Annotated in this window: 17 protein-coding genes; 8 read left to right on the forward strand and 9 right to left on the reverse strand. The window is 39.5% G+C overall.

Going from position 1 to position 16,717, the window contains the following annotated elements; all coding sequences use genetic code 11:
- Nucleotides 1-132: 132 nt before the first annotated feature.
- The 6 genes from BUC07_RS03940 to BUC07_RS03960 are packed head-to-tail and all read right to left on the reverse strand — an operon-like array spanning nucleotide 133 to nucleotide 3,409.
- Nucleotides 133-567: a hypothetical protein gene (locus tag BUC07_RS03940; protein WP_073165864.1), complete on the reverse strand. Its 435-nt coding sequence runs from the start codon at nucleotides 565-567 to the stop codon at nucleotides 133-135.
- 52 nt (nucleotides 568-619) lie between these two features.
- Nucleotides 620-802 (reverse strand): hypothetical protein, encoded by a 183-nt coding sequence (locus BUC07_RS03945; protein WP_073165866.1) that lies wholly within the window; start codon nucleotides 800-802, stop codon nucleotides 620-622.
- Nucleotides 768-998: a hypothetical protein gene (locus tag BUC07_RS20610; protein WP_139279461.1), complete on the reverse strand. Its 231-nt coding sequence runs from the start codon at nucleotides 996-998 to the stop codon at nucleotides 768-770. Before BUC07_RS20610 ends, BUC07_RS03945 begins: the two co-directional genes overlap by 35 nt.
- Before the next feature lie 26 nt (nucleotides 999-1,024).
- A complete protein-coding gene (locus BUC07_RS03950; RefSeq protein WP_073165869.1) occupies nucleotides 1,025-2,140 on the reverse strand; it encodes a serine hydrolase domain-containing protein in 1,116 nt (371 codons plus the stop codon).
- On the reverse strand, nucleotides 2,137-2,769 hold the full coding sequence (locus tag BUC07_RS03955) for a pentapeptide repeat-containing protein (RefSeq protein ID WP_217652640.1): 633 nt from the start codon (nucleotides 2,767-2,769) through the stop codon (nucleotides 2,137-2,139). Before BUC07_RS03955 ends, BUC07_RS03950 begins: the two co-directional genes overlap by 4 nt.
- Nucleotides 2,756-3,409 (reverse strand): HD domain-containing protein, encoded by a 654-nt coding sequence (locus BUC07_RS03960; RefSeq protein ID WP_073165872.1) that lies wholly within the window; start codon nucleotides 3,407-3,409, stop codon nucleotides 2,756-2,758. The genes BUC07_RS03955 and BUC07_RS03960 overlap by 14 nt, the downstream gene beginning before the upstream one ends.
- A gap of 376 nt (nucleotides 3,410-3,785) precedes the next feature.
- Here BUC07_RS03960 and BUC07_RS03965 point away from each other — a divergent pair, with 376 nt between their 5' ends.
- Complete coding sequence (locus BUC07_RS03965) at nucleotides 3,786-4,631, forward strand: hypothetical protein (RefSeq protein ID WP_073165875.1); 846 nt, start codon at nucleotides 3,786-3,788, stop codon at nucleotides 4,629-4,631.
- 259 nt (nucleotides 4,632-4,890) lie between these two features.
- Here the strand turns inward: BUC07_RS03965 and BUC07_RS21075 are convergent, their stop codons facing one another.
- Nucleotides 4,891-5,367 (reverse strand): transposase, encoded by a 477-nt coding sequence (locus BUC07_RS21075; RefSeq protein WP_217652641.1) that lies wholly within the window; start codon nucleotides 5,365-5,367, stop codon nucleotides 4,891-4,893.
- 33 nt (nucleotides 5,368-5,400) lie between these two features.
- Entirely contained in the window at nucleotides 5,401-6,171 is a 771-nt protein-coding gene (locus BUC07_RS21080; RefSeq protein ID WP_083578081.1) for a transposase, read from the reverse strand.
- Between the two features lie 269 nt (nucleotides 6,172-6,440).
- Between BUC07_RS21080 and BUC07_RS03975 the strand changes: the two genes are divergently transcribed.
- The 3 genes from BUC07_RS03975 (at nucleotide 6,441) to BUC07_RS03985 (ending at nucleotide 11,901) form a co-directional block, all read left to right on the forward strand.
- Complete coding sequence (locus BUC07_RS03975) at nucleotides 6,441-6,821, forward strand: helix-turn-helix domain-containing protein (RefSeq protein ID WP_073165877.1); 381 nt, start codon at nucleotides 6,441-6,443, stop codon at nucleotides 6,819-6,821.
- A gap of 104 nt (nucleotides 6,822-6,925) precedes the next feature.
- Nucleotides 6,926-8,338: a hypothetical protein gene (locus BUC07_RS03980; protein WP_073165880.1), complete on the forward strand. Its 1,413-nt coding sequence runs from the start codon at nucleotides 6,926-6,928 to the stop codon at nucleotides 8,336-8,338.
- Between the two features lie 200 nt (nucleotides 8,339-8,538).
- A complete protein-coding gene (locus tag BUC07_RS03985) occupies nucleotides 8,539-11,901 on the forward strand; it encodes a T9SS type A sorting domain-containing protein (protein WP_073165883.1) in 3,363 nt (1,120 codons plus the stop codon).
- 270 nt (nucleotides 11,902-12,171) lie between these two features.
- On the opposite strand, the gene mnmE is transcribed toward BUC07_RS03985, so the two are convergent.
- Entirely contained in the window at nucleotides 12,172-13,599 is a 1,428-nt protein-coding gene (mnmE, locus tag BUC07_RS03990; RefSeq protein ID WP_245792634.1) for a tRNA uridine-5-carboxymethylaminomethyl(34) synthesis GTPase MnmE, read from the reverse strand.
- 41 nt (nucleotides 13,600-13,640) lie between these two features.
- Between mnmE and BUC07_RS03995 the strand changes: the two genes are divergently transcribed.
- The 4 genes from BUC07_RS03995 to BUC07_RS04010 all read left to right on the forward strand — a co-directional run bounded on the left by BUC07_RS03995 (nucleotide 13,641) and on the right by BUC07_RS04010 (nucleotide 16,714).
- Nucleotides 13,641-14,384, forward strand: a complete 744-nt coding sequence (locus tag BUC07_RS03995) for an SIR2 family NAD-dependent protein deacylase (protein WP_073165886.1) — start codon at nucleotides 13,641-13,643, stop codon at nucleotides 14,382-14,384.
- Nucleotides 14,385-14,478: 94 nt separating this feature from the next.
- Nucleotides 14,479-15,225 carry a 3-oxoacyl-[acyl-carrier-protein] reductase gene (gene fabG / locus BUC07_RS04000; RefSeq protein WP_073166065.1) on the forward strand — a complete coding sequence of 249 codons (747 nt, stop codon included), beginning with the start codon at nucleotides 14,479-14,481 and terminating at the stop codon, nucleotides 15,223-15,225.
- Between the two features lie 75 nt (nucleotides 15,226-15,300).
- Complete coding sequence (locus BUC07_RS04005; RefSeq protein ID WP_073165889.1) at nucleotides 15,301-16,128, forward strand: DUF4422 domain-containing protein; 828 nt, start codon at nucleotides 15,301-15,303, stop codon at nucleotides 16,126-16,128.
- Nucleotides 16,112-16,714 carry a sulfotransferase family 2 domain-containing protein gene (locus tag BUC07_RS04010; RefSeq protein ID WP_073165892.1) on the forward strand — a complete coding sequence of 201 codons (603 nt, stop codon included), beginning with the start codon at nucleotides 16,112-16,114 and terminating at the stop codon, nucleotides 16,712-16,714. The genes BUC07_RS04005 and BUC07_RS04010 overlap by 17 nt, the downstream gene beginning before the upstream one ends.
- Nucleotides 16,715-16,717 lie beyond the last annotated feature (3 nt).

The raw sequence follows: 16,717 nt of genomic DNA on the forward strand, positions 1-16,717 counted from the left end.
TGGTTTTTTATTCTGCCGGTTGAAAACAGTTAATTTTTGATTACCGAAAAAATGTTCAGGATAAAGTAGAATCTGATTTATTTATTTTGGGCAGTGCGAAGGGGAATTAGAAATGGAGGTTAGCACATCATATTACTTTTTTCTATCTTTAAAAGTATCTGTTGAAAGCTCTTTCTGGAACTCATCTAACACATCGCGTGCTTCACGACGGCTTGATTCGTAACGTTTTTTACTGAATATCCCGGTTGACATATCTTGCAGTTCATCATGGACGTTTTCCAGCGACTCGATGATAGTATTCTGAAAGAGAGCTGCACATTTCAGGCAGGGATATTCCTTCAGTTCAATGGTTTTATCTAATGCATCTTTTAATGCAGCAATCGATTCTTTATAATCCTTTCTGTGCCGGTATTCCTGAAATTTCAAATAGTTTTCATTAATGACAGAAAGATGTTCTTTACACTTTTCACCTCCAAACTGGCAATCCTGTAATTCAATTTTATTGGGGCTTGAACTATCATCTCCTTTGGCAGTTCCAGAAAACAACCCACGTCTCGATTTTCCCATATTAAAAGATTATCCCTCAAATAAAACAATTAATTTTTTAATCTTCAACATTTCAGTGTTTTTTCATTTCGTCCTTAAATATTTGGAAGGTTTCAATATTGTTATTCAGGTTAATTTTGATGATTTTCGGGAAGTAGATTTCTTCGTCGTTCACCAACCTTTCAAAATCAAAATTATTTATGTTGTATGTGATAATAAGTTCATCCGATTTGAATCCATCCTTTTCCCGTTCCATCCTGGTCAATGAATGTGTCGCTGAACAACCAGAGAATTTTGCCCTGTCCGAGTTCAATGGTTGCAGCGCCATCAGCACCCCGCCAGTACTTGTCCTTTTTGAAAATTGAATTATCAATTTCTGTCACATTAATATTCTTCTTCTGTGCCGTTAAAAAGGATGGTAACAAACAAAGTATCAGTAGTATTTTTTGCATGATTTCAGAAATTTATGGCAATGTATTTAGTTTTGCTTCCACAACGTGTTCATCAGCCCAAAGCACAAATCATCAATTTTGCCGGTTTTCTGATGAAAAGCAGAAACGTTCGACAATATAATTATTCCGTGTTTGTTTTCGGTGTCCAACGCCATTGACGAGGTATATCCGCCGGTTCCGCCATTGTGCCAAAATATTTCGTTTTTCCCGTTATTGGCTTTTATGATGTGCCATCCCAGGCCCATTTGCATTTGGTCGCTTACAGTAAAAGTGGGTTGCCTGGTTAAGTTCAGTTCAGTATTGTTCGTGTCAAACTGTGCGAGGGCAAACCTGGCCAGGTCATTGGCCGAAGATAGAATTCCGCCGGCGCCAACCAGCACATTCAAATCCCAGTTGGAAGTTTCATCTCCTTTGCCGTCAAGCCCTTTAATTAATCTATTTTTCACTTCATCGCGGTTAGTTGTTGACGATGCCATTTCATATCTTGAAAAAATATGCTCATTCAGCAATTCCTCATAAGTTTTATTTGAAATGTGGGCCAAGAGGTATCCCAAAAGTCCTGCTCCCAGGTTTGAATATTCAAACCCGTCACCTGGCGACCGCTGGAGTTTCATCTCTTCGGTTAAATATTCCTTTAGTTTCTTTTGGTCGTAGTTTTTATAAGGATTGGAGGGATCGACAAAAAGTAAATTTAAATTGGACGGCAGCCTGGGGAGTCCGGAAGTATGATTGGCCAGTTGTTTAAAAGTTATTTTTTCGCCAATATTCATTTCAATGTCGGTGAAATCCTGAATGGGGTCGTTCAGTTCAAGTTTGCCGTTTTCCACAAAACTTGCCAGCAGGGTAGATGTAAATACTTTGCTGATGGAACCAATCTCAAATATTTTATGGCGATTGTTAATTTGTTGAATAGTATCATTGTTTCGCTTAATCCCGAAAAATTTAACAACGCCGCTGTTGATAATGGCAACTGAGAGTTGGGTGTTTTCAGGAAACGATTTTGATTTTTCGTAAATGAGTTCAGTTTGTTGGCGGGAAATTCCGGGACTGGCATTTGGTAGTCCGTTTACGGCTGCCGGAGTTTGGCAGCAGGTATATCCAACTATGAATAAACCAATAATTGTGGCTACTAATTTTCTCATTTTTCTATGGTAATATTGTATTTTTCTAAAAGGCCTGAAATGCCCAAAATTGAAAATTTTGCTTTCGCAACACGGTTAATTTCGGGGTCAATGGAATAGTTGTACGAAGACCTGAAGTCAGCCTTTTCGATATTCGTATTTTCAAAAAGAGCACCCGATAAATCACAATTCTCAAAAACTGAATTTGTGAGATCACACGCTGCAAATTCTACTTCCTGCAGTTGCGAATTTTTGAAAACTGTCTTTTTAATTTTTGTGTTGTAAAACGAGGAGTGATTCAGCTGACAACCGTCAAACGAAAAGGAAAGGCCAAATTCATTGCAGGCATCGAACCGGAGTCCCAGCATTTTGCAGCCGCGGAATAGGCAGTCCCGAAATGCTGTTTTTGTCAGTTGCGCCAAACTCAAATCGCAACTGTTAAATGTGCAGTCGGTGAAAATAAAACCGGATAGATCGCTGCTTGCGAAGTTGCAATTTTCGAATGTGCAATTTTCATATTCGCCTATTGTTAGCGAGCCTTGTACAAAATCGTTCTGGCTGACTATTTTATCGTGGATGTATGTTTCCTGCATTTTCTGAATTATTAATTGTGGTGTTTTTTTATTTTCGGTTGATTTATGATTGCCCATTCCATTCGTTATAAAATTCTTCAAGAAACTGCTCCATGAATCGATGCCGGTGCTCTGCTATTGATTTTCCGGTGTTGGTATTCATCCTATCTTTGAGCAGAAACAGTTTTTCATAAAAATGGTTGATCGTTGGTGCGTTGCTGTTTTTATATTCTTTGCGGGTCATATTAAAATTGGGTTTAATCTCAGGATTATACATTTCATTCCCTCTGTAACCACCGTAATTGAATGTCCGCGCAACTCCAATCGCGCCCATGGCATCCAGTCTGTCAGCATCCTGTACCACATCAAGTTCGGGTGATTTGAACTTTTGAGTGGTATTTCCTCCTTTGAAAGAAATATTTGAAATAATATTTTCACCATGGGTAATTATTTCTTCTTCAATGCTTAATGAGGTCAAAAAGCCTCTTGCCTTGCGTGGCCCTATCATTTCGTCTCCATCATGAAATTTAGAATCGGCAATGTCGTGCAGCAAAGCGCCAAGTTCAACAACAAAATTGTTAACATTTTCAGTTTGAGCGATATGTTTAGACAGTTTCCAAACACGGTAAACGTGCCACCAGTCATGCCCTCCTTCCGCATTCGATAACGTTGCTTTTGTAAAATCTATGGTTTTTTGAATTACTGTTTCCTTATCCATATTATTGGCAGATTAAAAGAATTTGGTAAATATAACCACTGGCAAAGAAAAATTAGTAATGAATTGCAGCTATTTCTCGGTGATTTTTAGTCCCAGACGTATAATAATTGGGTGACTGGTTGAGAAGAATTTTTTTGATTGGAAAGGAAGCTGAACGGCAAGGAGAAGATTCCGGTTCTGCTTTGTTCATCAAGCAATTGTTTCTGGGGTGGGGTTTGTGATGGATTAATTCTGTTTTTACTCGGCCTTGTTGTCATTGCCGAGAAATTACTCCGGCTCCATAAATAATAGAACCATTCTATTCTGTTGCGTGCCCGGTTTTTATTAACTTTACTATGATTTTAGTAAAGTATCAGAAAAGATAGAACCTGTCAAAATGAGAAAAAAAGCAGACGATTATTACGACAAGAAAATTGATAATGACCTAAAAAAGAAGGAGCTTGAAAAAAAGTACGGAGCTTATTTTTCTGAGGATAGTGAACTTCCCCCGGAAATGGAAAATCAATGGCTGAATTCAATCGACGAGTTTGAAAAACAGTTTGATAATGCAAAAACTATCACTGTTTGGGAATATATGGATAAGCCTTCTTTCAAAACGAAAGATGAACTAAAGTCACATGAAATTTCAAATGAGTTGGAACGGTTATTTGAATTGATGGGGGAAAGTAATATAACATTAAGTACCCTTTGTGATGTTGAAGATGCTGAATTATACCGCTTTATTACTGAAGAACTATTTCAACATGAAATGGATGACATTCGGATACCAGGGATGATGAGTTGTTTTACCTATGAAGAATTTCATCCCAACGCGAAGCTGGACATTGAACAGTCCATTGATTATTTTTTTAGAATGACAATGGCAAAGATGGAAAATATTGGTGGAACAGGCTACGATATGCTATATGTAGATATCGAGGATCACAGGGATTCAAATGGCAATAAAATTGATAAACAAAAAATTATTGACAGCATCAATAATTTTTTAGGCTCGTTCGATTCATTTGAAATTGTTACATACAACGAAAAAACTTTTGAAATCAATCAGGAAGAAACCGATGCCAAAGTAACTTTTACCATTTATTTTAAAGGTTTATACGAAAACAGTAATGAAACATGCGATTTCAGAGGTGACGGATGTTTCAAGCTAAAGCCGAGTGAATATGGTGGATGGGAAATGTACCATATTGATTTACCGGGGGGAAGCATTGTTTATTTGTAAATTTCTCAAATCCGCAATTAAAAAATTTGGTTTGAAAAGTAACAACTATTAGGTTTACGTTGGTGTTTTTTGTGCTTTTTTGTATTGCTGGCACGCTACATACACATAAACTTGATTACAAAATATTTTTTTGGAGCAGTTGTTCCTGGCTGATCTATGAATCATATTTTCTATATTTCAGTAAACCGCACATGATCAATGAGTTGTCTTTGTGTTTTAAGCATAGATTTCCGTTTGTCTGTTAACCTGCTCATGAAATTTACTCTAATAAAAGGTGATAATTCTTCGATGTAAACAGCTTTAGCACACATTGCCTGCCTTGTTTTACCCATTTTGAAGGGACAACCATGAAGCGGAAGATAAATTTTTTCAATCTGAAGTTTGGCCTGATAAAATCAAGTTTCTTGCTGACAAATTCGGTGAGAAAATGAAACAGGTTGCGGCAAATAGCCATCATTACAAGGAATACGGTGTTTTCATGCAAAAATGAAAAAGGCATTTTCTTCCACAGGAAATCATTGTTCATTTCATCGAACAGGCGTTCGCTATCGCCCCTGTCGTTATAAAATTCAACAACTACTTTGTCTATCATTTCATAGTTGTTGGTCATGATTGCCCTGTAAGTAAAGCTGTCACCGGTAAAAAGGTCACCCTGCCCGTCTGCTTTTTTCTCACGGCTAATCACGTAACGGTAAGTCTTATCCCACCCGAACGGTGCATATTCGATAGAGGCCACTTGATATTCTTTAAAACCAATAGTAGCTGTTTCTCAATCGGTTATTTTCCTGATATCGTCATACAGGTTGCCACAGCGTTGTGCCCTGATGTAAAAACAGGTACTGTTGGCTTCCACTACCGGGATTATTGTTTTGTCAAACAAACCGCAGTCCATACGGCTGTGTTTTGGTCTAATACCGGACTCTTCCAGCAGATCGTATGCCCGTTTCAGCGTTTCTGCCTGTTTGTACTTTACATTGCTGTTCCCGTTCCGGTTTTCAATGCAAACAGGATAGTTGCCGATTGATGCGATGCCCGGAAAGTACCCATCGGCATGTTTGTAACTGCGTCTGGAATCATTTTTTTCTGTGGGTATAAACTGGTTATCGTAATCAAAAATATAATCCCCATATTCAGACGACAACTGGCCCGTTTGCACCAACAGCTTAATCATAAGCCTGTTCATGACAATATTAATATTGAAATCGTGCCGGATATTTGTTTCTGAAACAATGGTTTCTTTTTCCGTTGCCAACTCTTTTTGCATCCTCAGTAAAGTATCGGCAGAACAAACATCAAAGTTTTTCACCTGGCCTAACTCCCGGCGCAGGTGTTCGGTGATGTCCTCGGCACATTCCCCACCGCAAAGGGTCATCAATAAATACGACCGAAAAAGGTCACTGTAACGATATTGCGCCCTAACACCGCAACTACCAAGCATTTGGTCAATTATGCTAAAAACTTGTGTGTTATCAATTATTGAATCTGCGAAATTTATCCCGCCAAAAGAATTGATTTTTGAAGTAGAATATGTAATTTTCATCCGCGACGATGTTTTTCACCTAAATAAGTGAAAAATATTTAATCGGGCAAGCTTTGTAAACATTGACTTTACAGGGCTTCCCGATTTTTTAAGATACTAACGTGCGGATTTGAGGGAATTTGGAACAAGGATTTATTTATAACTTACAGGAAGTACAGTTTGGCTATGATCTTGAATGTTTCTTCGATTTTTATAAGGTGATTAGTTGTGAGAGAGTCTGGTTTAAATTAGCCGATTATTTGTAAATTTAAAGCCTTAAACATTATGTCATGAATCTGTATTTAGTAGGTGATAGCGAATTTGTCGAACATTTATCCAAAATTATTATTGACAACCTGGGCAATAATAATTTTGGGGTAAACGAATTCATAACAGCCACGGGCCTAAATCGTAATTACGTAAGCCGAAGAATAAAATCGATTAAGAAAACTACTATCAACCAGTTTATGACAGAAATCAGGCTGGAAAAAGCACGTGAATTTCTTCTCAAAGGAACATACACGGCTGCTGAGGTTTCGTACAATACAGGATTCAGAACTCCTTCCTATTTTAACCGATGCTTTCATGAGTATTTTGGTTATACGCCCGGGGATATTAAAAAAGAACAACCAATATATCTGAAAGCACGATTTCTGACAGTGAAACGGTGATTATTCCCAACAGTACAGCGAGCTCTGGAGAATTATTTAAATCAAAAAAGGTAAGACTCATATCCTTCGTTGCTCTGTTTTTTGTTCTTGCCGGATCAATTTTCTTGTCCATTTATTTATTTCAAAACCCGCCGTTACGTAAACAAAAATCCATTGCTGTATTACCATTTAAAAACCTGAGCGAAAATGAAGAAAACAGGTATTTTGCCGATGGGGTTGTGGAAGATATTCTCGACCGGCTGACGAAAATCGGCGAACTCAAAGTGGTATCCCGGACATCAGTAGAGCAATTCAGGGAAAGCAAGGAGAGTGCACCTGAAATAGGTAAAAAACTGGGGGTAAATTATCTGCTGGAAGGCAGTGTGCAACGTCATGAGGGCAAAGTAAGAATAACCATTCAGCTGATTGATGCAAAAAATGACCGGCATATTCTTTCTGAAAAGATTGATCGGGATATGCAGGATATTTTCTTAATGGAAAGTGAGATCGCCAAATTAATTGCAGACAAGTTACAGGCAGCCATTTCCCCTGAAGAAAAACAAATGATTGAAAAAGTGCACACCCACAATTCAGCGGCTTACGATTATTATTTAATGGGACGTTATTACTGGAATAACCGTTCTCTGGAATCAATAAATAAAAGCCAGGAGTTTTTTGAGAAAGCCATTAAAGCAGATTCAACCTATGCGCTGGCCTACGCGGGACTTGCCGATGCGTATTACTCTCAAACCAGGTTTAGCGAGACTCCGGTGGAAGGGTATAACAAAGCAGTTAATCTGGCAAATAAAGCGCTGAAACTTGATGCAAACCTTCCGGAAGGGTATATTATTCTTGGCGTCGTTTATTCGAATGGCTACTGGCAATGGGTTGAGTCACGAAAGTATTTCGAAAAAGCAATGAACCTGGATAGTAATAATGTGGTAACCCTGCATTACTATTCCGATTTGCTCAGCAACATTGGTGAATTTGAAGCGTCACGGAAATATATTGACCGTGCCATTGAAATCGCTCCATATTCGGCAATAAACAGAATATTGAGCGCTTACTTTTATTATCAGGAGCAAAAAGCAGAAGAAGCACTTCAGGAAGTATTAATTTTGGAGGAACTGCTGGGAGATCAGGCAGATCACCAGGGTGAGTTGTTTGTGTGTTATCTGTATGCAGGCGATACTGTGTCTGCATTGCAGATGATGAAGAAATATTTTGAAACAAGTCCCGATTACAGCGAATTCAAAGCGTACGCTAATCAGATTTTACCGGTTTACAATGCATACGGGTTAAGCGGTTTGTATAAAATGATGTATAAAAATCCACCCGGCTACTGGTATGCGGTAAATATGGATTCGCTCAATACAGCAATGAATTTCCTTGATGAAGCGTACAAAAACCGATCGCCCCGGTTGGCACACATGTTACTTGACCGCCAGTATGAAAAACTACATGATAACCCCCGCTTTATGGAGATAGTTGAGAAAACTCATTTAACTCCGTATTATAGTTTACGTTACAAAAAATAATTGAATCAGGCATTTAATAAACACACATATTATTTTCATTCAGAACCACCAAAATTCAAATTTTACAAGTTTCTCGAAAATTCTGCAAGAAATCATCAGAAATTGAAAGTTAATCTCCATTTTTTATCACTACTCCGGGCATTTTTTTCCCGAAATTAAAATAGTGAATATGTGTTTTTTATTTTAAATAAAACAAAGTTATGAAAACGCTGAGGTACTTTATTCCGGTAATAATCTGTCTTTTCGCAGGTGGAATACTGAAGGCACAGGTTGCCGTTGATCCCATCCAAAAAACCTACAAAATTGGTGGTTCATCAGAACTGTTCAAGATCTGGACCACAAATACCCTAACAATTTCGGGCGATGCAGTCCTGGATGTTGACACTTCGCTGAATAAAATCACCAATTTAGACGGATCCGGAGCACTGACGAAATATTTGGACCGAAAAAAAACGGCCTGTGCTGTGGGCGATTTCGATGGAGACGGAGACGATGATGTGGTCACTGTTGTAAATAATTCGGAGGAAATATGGATTCGGATACCGCTGATAGGCGATGATCTCAAAATTAAAGGAGCCAGGGAATTTAATTTAAACGTCAAAGAGAATGATTATACCCGGATGAGGATGATTGCCGGAAATTTTGACGGCGATCCGCAGGATGAGTTTGCCATCTGCTATTATTATGATTATGGTACTATTGAGCCCTGGTTAAGGCTTTTTAAAACAGATTCAGCATTAAATATTCAGGAAATTGCCGCTTTGCAGCCGGGTGATGGACGTAAAATGGCTGACATAGCTGCAGGGGATACGGATGGCGACGGAATGGATGAGATTGTAGTAGTGACAAACAAAGCAATACCAACCCGGAAAGAAGGTTCAGAATATCCGATATTTATTTCAACATACGATTTGAATATACTTAAACTTGTAAATGGACAACTGACAGGAAATAAAAAAGAGTGTAAACCTCAAAATTATGGGGCTGACTATGGGAGTTATTATCCCGACCGGGGAAGTGTCATCAATGAAATGAGAATTGCCTGCGGAGATCTGAACAATGATGGCAAGGATGAGGTTTTTGTGGGATGGTCATTCTATTATTGTCACAATCGCTTTGAAGAATGTGCTTCCTGGAATTTTTTAGGCAACTGCACGAAAACAGAATGGAGAAATGAATTTAGCAACAGAACATATTTGAATGCATTTAAAATAAACGGGAATTCTTTTGAGAATTGGTTCAACATAGAGCCAGGACTTGCTTTTGGGTTTGAACAGAGAAATACATCGTCAGATCAGCACATTGCCATGACACTTAAATGTGAACCACTGGAAAACCTGGGCAGGGATGTGATTCTGATAAACGATCATCATTTCATTTATGCTTTTTGGCTTGATGGTAATAGCCAATTGAAAGCAAGAACTTTAGCTCCCTCAATTGGCTATCATCTGAATCTTCAGGGCAACGAAGTTTTTACAGTGGCCGATCTGAATCCCGACCCGGCAAATTTAAACTTCAACAAAGAGGTGATCATGCTGCAATCGGATAAAAGTGCACCAGAACAATTAAATGCCAGGTACAACGGATTAGTCAGGATGGGAATCGCCACTATCGATCAAATTACCACTGAAAATATTACATTTAAACCTACCGGGCCTGCGCTCACTTTCAGTTCCGGTGAATCTTTTGAAGTTCCCTGTTTTGTTGCCGGTGATTTTGATTGCAATGATGCAGAGGTTTACATTGTGAAACCTCCATTTAGAAAAAAGGTAGAAGACCTTCAGCAGCCCATTGTAATTCTGAATACCCCCCCAATGCATTTTGATATAATTGGCAGGAATACAATTAATCTTAGCAATGCCTATAATGGAAAACCTTCTAATTGTTCTGCTATATATAAAACAGTCGTCAGTGATAATCAAACCACAACTGTTAAGATTGACAAAGGAATGGGAATTTCATCTGAACTGAGTGCATACGCAATGGCCGGGGGGAGTGGTTTTGAAGCTAAAGTAAACGGAAACTTTGAAAAAAACAGCTCGTATTTCAATACAAATAGTGAAGTGTTGACCTTTGAACAGTCAACTCAATATGAAAAGGGGGACTATGTCTTATATTCATACCTGGATTACGATTATTACAGTTATCCTGTCTATACCAGGAAAGGTAAAAAACTGGGTAATATTGTTGTTATGAATCCTGTTTCAGAATATAAGTCTGGATGGATAAATACAAATGAATGGAACCACCCTTGCTTTGTGCCTAATCACGATCCGGGAAACATTCTTTCTTATAAACAGGATACAACGATAAATGGTTTCAGTAGAATAGAGGCGGATTTCAAATATTATAAATTTCAATCCATCAATGTGTCAAATAATCTTACAAACGGAGATTTTAAATTTACTTTTAAAAATATTTCTTCAAGTGGAACTACAAGTTCCTTTTCAGCCGGAGTTGGAGCCGACCTGTTTGTTAAAATAGGGACAGAAACAGGTGTAACAGCCAATTTGTCCCCTCTGGGTATTGGAACAACCTTATCCTCTCAAGTCAAAATCGGAGTTTCAGCCAATCTTTCAGCCAATTATCATACTTCAAAGTTAAGCACGCAAACCATTAGCTTAAGTGAGAATTTTTCGATTGAAGGGGAAATAGGGCAAGTGAAAGATATACACGGTGATCAGTATACGGTAACTCCTTATATCTATCGTTCCCGGAGCGGTGCTTTGGTACTTGACTACTTAGTGAACGTCGACACACTTGACAATGGTTTTTGGAAAAAGAATTATGGTCAAAATTTTGACCTGGCGTTTATTTTGCCGTGGAGGTATGCAACGGAAAAGGGAACTTTAAAGGTGCCGGTTTCTCAAAAACAAAAGACCAGCGATATCCAGTTCTATCCACCAATTGCCAGTCCCGGCGATACAGTCGCAATTATTGCACGGGTAAATAACTTTAGCCTGAAGGAATTTAAAGACTTTGTAAAAATTGAATTTTATATCGGTGAACCTGGTGTTGAAAACGGAGGAGTAAAGCTCACAGATATTGACGGTGAAACAACAAGCTCGAAATACAGCAAAATGAAGTATGGAGAAGATGAGCGCGAAGAGTATTTAACTTTTGTATGGGAAGTACCGGATACGGTAACCTGTTCTCCACGCATTTATGCGGTTATCGACCCTGACAGTGTTTATACGGAAATACATGAGAACAATAATGTGGGATGGAATTTACTGAATATCTATGGTTGTGCCCCGTGTAAGTACAAAGAAATAATCACCCAAACCAAAAATATTATTGCTGAGCAGCAAAGTTTCAAAGCCTGGCCCAATCCGTTCAGCACTGATTGTAAGGTCAGTTTTTCATTGTTGCAGACCGAAAATGTTCAGATTGATCTCTATAACCTGGCAGGCCATAAAATCTCCACAGTGGTAAAAGGAGTCTACAATTCGGGCGAACACGTGGTGAGCCTGAGCAGCGGAAACCTCGGCAACGGCATCTATATCTGTAAAATCTGTGCCGGAACGTACAGTGAGGCCATCAAGCTAATCGTGCTGCGGTAAAGAGTGTTTTCAGCCGGGGATTGGGTAACCCGGGATTTTTCACTGTAAGAATGGGATTTTGACTGATATTTGTACGTAATTGGGAGTCATGAAGCTCGCTTGGGATGCCTGTCCGACTACTGGCCGGAAATTCGACAAACTTTTTTCAGTTTGTTATATTCCTCAAAAGATGGTTGCAAAATTTGATGGGATCCCGCTATCGCTGCGCTCATCGGGATGAATTCGACTAAGTCAATTCAATGCACTTCGTTTTTGAATTGACAGTCTCATTCACTTTCCGATACAGAAATTCTTAAAAATATGCCCAAGAACTTCATCGGTCGATATTTCTCCCGTAATTTCGCCGAGGTAGTGCAGGCATTCGCGGATGTCCTGGGAGAGGAAATCGCCTGAGAGGCCGGAGTCGAGGCCATTCAAAATACGCACAGTAGCCTCGTGGGCACTTTTTAGTATTTCGTAATGACGGGCGTTGGTGACAATAATATCTTCTTTTTCAACATTGCTGATATTAATGGCTTGTGTCATCCGCGAAATCAGCTCCTCCAGGTTGCGTTTCTCTTTGGCGGCCATAAAAACCAGATTTTCGTTATCGGCCAGTTTTACTTTTTTGAGCGATTCAATAGTTTCGGTTTTTCCCGAATCAATTTTATTGGCCACAATTATAAGTTGTTGCTCATCGGCCATCCGTTTACGGATTTTTTCAATCCGTCGGGAAACAACTTCACATGGATTTTCAGTGTCCACAACAAGCAACACAATCGAGGCTTCGATCAGTTTGTGGTATGTGCGCTCAATGCCCAGGCTTTCAATGCGATCTTCCGTATCACGTATCCCTGCCGTATCGAAAAACCGGAATGCTGTGCCGTGGATATTCACCACGTCCTCTATAACATCGCGGGTAGTGCCGTGAATTTCCGAAACAATGGCTTTATCTTCATTCAGCAATGCGTTGAGCAAGGTCGATTTTCCCACGTTGGTTTCCCCCACAATGGCTACAGGAATCCCGTTTTTGATGACATTTCCCAGTTGAAATGAATTCTTTAGCTTTCGCAGTAGCTGTTCCACTTTTTCGGCCAGTTTTCGCAATTCCGTCCGGTCGGCAAATTCAACATCTTCTTCCGCAAAGTCGAGTTCCAGCTCCACCATGGCTGTAAAATGCAAAAGCTGGTCGCGGAGCTGGCCAATTTCTTTTGAAAAACCGCCCCGCATCTGGCTCACGGCAAGTTTGTGCGCTGCTGCATTCGACGATGCAATCACATCGGCCACTGCTTCGGCCTGCGACAAATCCATTTTACCGTTCAGGAAAGCACGCTGGGTAAATTCGCCGGGGCGAGCCAGCCGGGCGCCACTTTCAACCAAAATTTCCAGCAGTTTTTGCTGAATGTAAACCGAACCGTGGCAGGAAATTTCAACCACATCTTCGCCTGTAAATGAGTGGGGCGCACGAAACAAGGCAACAACCACTTCATCAATTACTTCGTTATCGTAAATTACCTGGCCAAAATGAAGTGTATTCGCTTTTTGTGCCGTGAGCGACTTGTTTTTTTGAGGACTTCGAAAAAGTTTATTTGTAATGAAAACAGCATTTTCACCTGACAAACGGATAACTGCAATGGCCCCCATTCCGGGTGATGTTGAAATAGCACATATCGTGGACTGGTCGAGCATAATCTGTAATTTTACGCAAAGATAAACCATTTATTTTGATTAGTTTTAGGCTTAAAATTGAAAGAAAAAATATGGAGTTATTGATTGAAGAAGCTGCTAAAATTATACGTGATTCAAAATTTACGATTGCTTTTACAGGTGCCGGAATTTCGGTGGAAAGCGGCATCCCGCCATTCAGGGGGAAACACGGGTTGTGGAACAGGTACAATCCCGAAGTGCTCGATTTGAGTTTTTACCTCGAAGATCCGGCACATTGCTGGAAATACATCCGGGAGATTTTTTACGATTTTTTTGCCGATGCCAATCCAAACGATGCTCACCTTGTTTTGGCCCGAATGCAGGAAAAAGGGTTGCTTCAGTCGGTAGTCACCCAAAATATTGACAATTTACATCAGGAGGCGGGAAGTAAAACAGTGCATGAGTTTCACGGTAATTCAAAAAAACTGAAATGCATGAAATGCGGCAAAATATTTCATGCAAAAGATATCAATTTTGAAAATATTCCTCCAAAATGCGATGAGGACGGGGAAGTATTAAAACCCGATTTCATCTTTTTCGGGGAAGGAATTCCACGAACGGCCTACGAAAATTCATTTGCCGATGCCGAAAAAGCAGAAGTCTGTATTATTGTGGGTTCTACTGGCGAAGTTACGCCTGCATCTTTTGTCCCGCGTGCGGCAAAACAAAACGGTGCAACCATAATTGAAATCAATCCGCAGGAATCGATGTTTACAAACTATATTACTGATATTCATCTGAAGGGAAAAGCCAGCGATACATTGACCCAACTTGAAAAACACTTGTTTGACGATTAGCTGAATGATATATCACGCATTCAAAAACAAATCACTTTTTTGAAACCGGATTAAACCGATTATATTTGCGGTGTTAATATAAAGTATGAATAAAATGAAGCTACTTGAAGGAAAAACAGCAATTATTACTGGTGCTTCCAGGGGAATTGGAAAAGCCATTGCTCTGAAATTCGCTCAAGAAGGTTGCAATATTGCCTTTACCGATTTGTTTGAAGACGAAAATATGAAAGCCACCGAAGCCGAATTGGAGGCGCTGGGTGTTAAAGCCAAAGGTTATGCATCGGATGCAAGTAAGTTCGATGATACTGAGCGCGTTGTAAACCAAATTGTGAAGGATTTTGGCCGCATTGATGCACTGGTAAACAATGCCGGGATCACAAAAGATACGCTTCTGCTTCGCATGACTGAAGAGCAGTGGGATGCGGTGATCAATGTCAACCTGAAATCAGTTTTTAATTTTACCAAAGCGGTACAGAAAACAATGTTGGTACAACGTTCGGGTTCCATTATTAACATGAGTTCGGTGGTTGGAGTGAGCGGTAATGCCGGCCAGACCAACTACTCGGCTTCCAAAGCCGGAATCATTGGATTCACCAAATCTGTAGCCCGCGAACTGGGGGCTCGCGGAGTTCGCTCAAACGCCATCGCACCGGGATTCATCATTACCGAAATGACGGCCAAAATACCGGAAGATGCCCGAAAAGCCTGGGAAGCATCTATTCCGTTGAAACGCGGAGGGACTCCCGAAGAAGTAGCAGGGGTGGCCACTTTCCTGGCTTCCGACCTGTCTTCTTATGTGAGCGGACAAGTTATCCAGGTGTGCGGTGCAATGAATACGTAATCTGTTTGAAAAATTACATCTGGTAATTACTAAATAAGTTGAGCAGGTTTCCACGGAAGCTTGCTCAATTACAATATGAGTAATTCGAATAATATAAGAATATACAGCTTCTACTACAAAGACACCGTAATTCCTGTTGATGATGAACTGTATTGCCCTGTAATGGCTGGCAATGCACTGAAATCCAATCATGTTAATATTCAGGGCGATGATTCTGGCGATTCAATATCCGAAAAAAATAAATATTTCAGCGAATTAACCGGCATTTACTGGGTGTGGAAAAATACCCGGCATGATATTACCGGAAGCTGTCACTATCGTCGTTATTTTACGGCTCAAAATGAACCGCTTGATTTGAAAATTAAGCGGGCGCTTTACTTGCCGCTCGGATTAAATAAAAAAAGGCACGGTTTAGTTTATACTTCGAACGTTGATCGGTTTCGGCACCGAATACTGAACAAAACAGAAATTGAAGAAATCTTTCAGGACTACGATGCTATTCTTCCACAATCCCGAAAACTGAAATACACAGTTAAAAAACACTACAGCCGTTACCACAATCTCGCAGATTTGGAAGTTATTGAACAGATTATCAAAACAATGCACCCTGAATATTTGTCTTCGTATTATGAGGTACTAAATGGGACACTATTATATGCAAACAATATGTTTATACTTCCCGAGGTTCATTTTAAAAATTTTATGCAGTGGTGGTTTTCCATTATTTTCGATTTTGAAAAGCAAATTAACCCGGAAAATTACACCGGTTACCAGCAACGCATAATAGGCTTTTTGGCAGAAAGATTATTAACCGTTTGGTTCACGCACCATAAACTCAAGGTTAAAGAGTTGCCCGTAATTTATTTCAAAAAAATTAAATTTAGTAATGTTCAACAGAAATAAAAAGAATGTATATTTTGTTCATATTCCGAAAAACGCTGGCAATAGCATTCGCCAGGCGTGCATGGCGCAAAATATAAAGGTTGTGTCGCACAACATCAGAAAAAGGAATAAACGCCTGCTGGCTGCCCACCGCCGTAATAATGATTTACATGCTTTTTGTATCTCCCGTAATCCTTATGATCGCATTGTTTCGGCATACAATTATTTATTGAATGACGGCAAAAACAAAACGAAAGAGGATAATATTGAACGGGATATTTTTTTAAAACCGTATGCTGATTTTACTGATTTTGTACAAAATGGCCTGGCACACGCAGCTAAAAACCAGTTGCACTTTTTGCCCCAGGTTTTCTGGATAAAAAACCACAACGGAGAACCTGAAGTTGAAACTGTGCTTAAGATGGAAAACCTGCAGGATGAGCTCAATGCATTTTGCCATCAAATGGGTTTGCCTTCCCAAAAACTTGCCATTACCAACACTTCTAATAGAAACAACTCGTGGAAAGAATATTATACTCTTGAAACCCAAAAAATTGTGGCCGATATTTACTTTGCTGATTTTGATTTTTTTGATTACGAAAAATAACAG

It is taken from the genome of Tangfeifania diversioriginum (assembly GCF_900141875.1).
GTDB lineage: Bacteria > Bacteroidota > Bacteroidia > Bacteroidales > Prolixibacteraceae > Tangfeifania > Tangfeifania diversioriginum.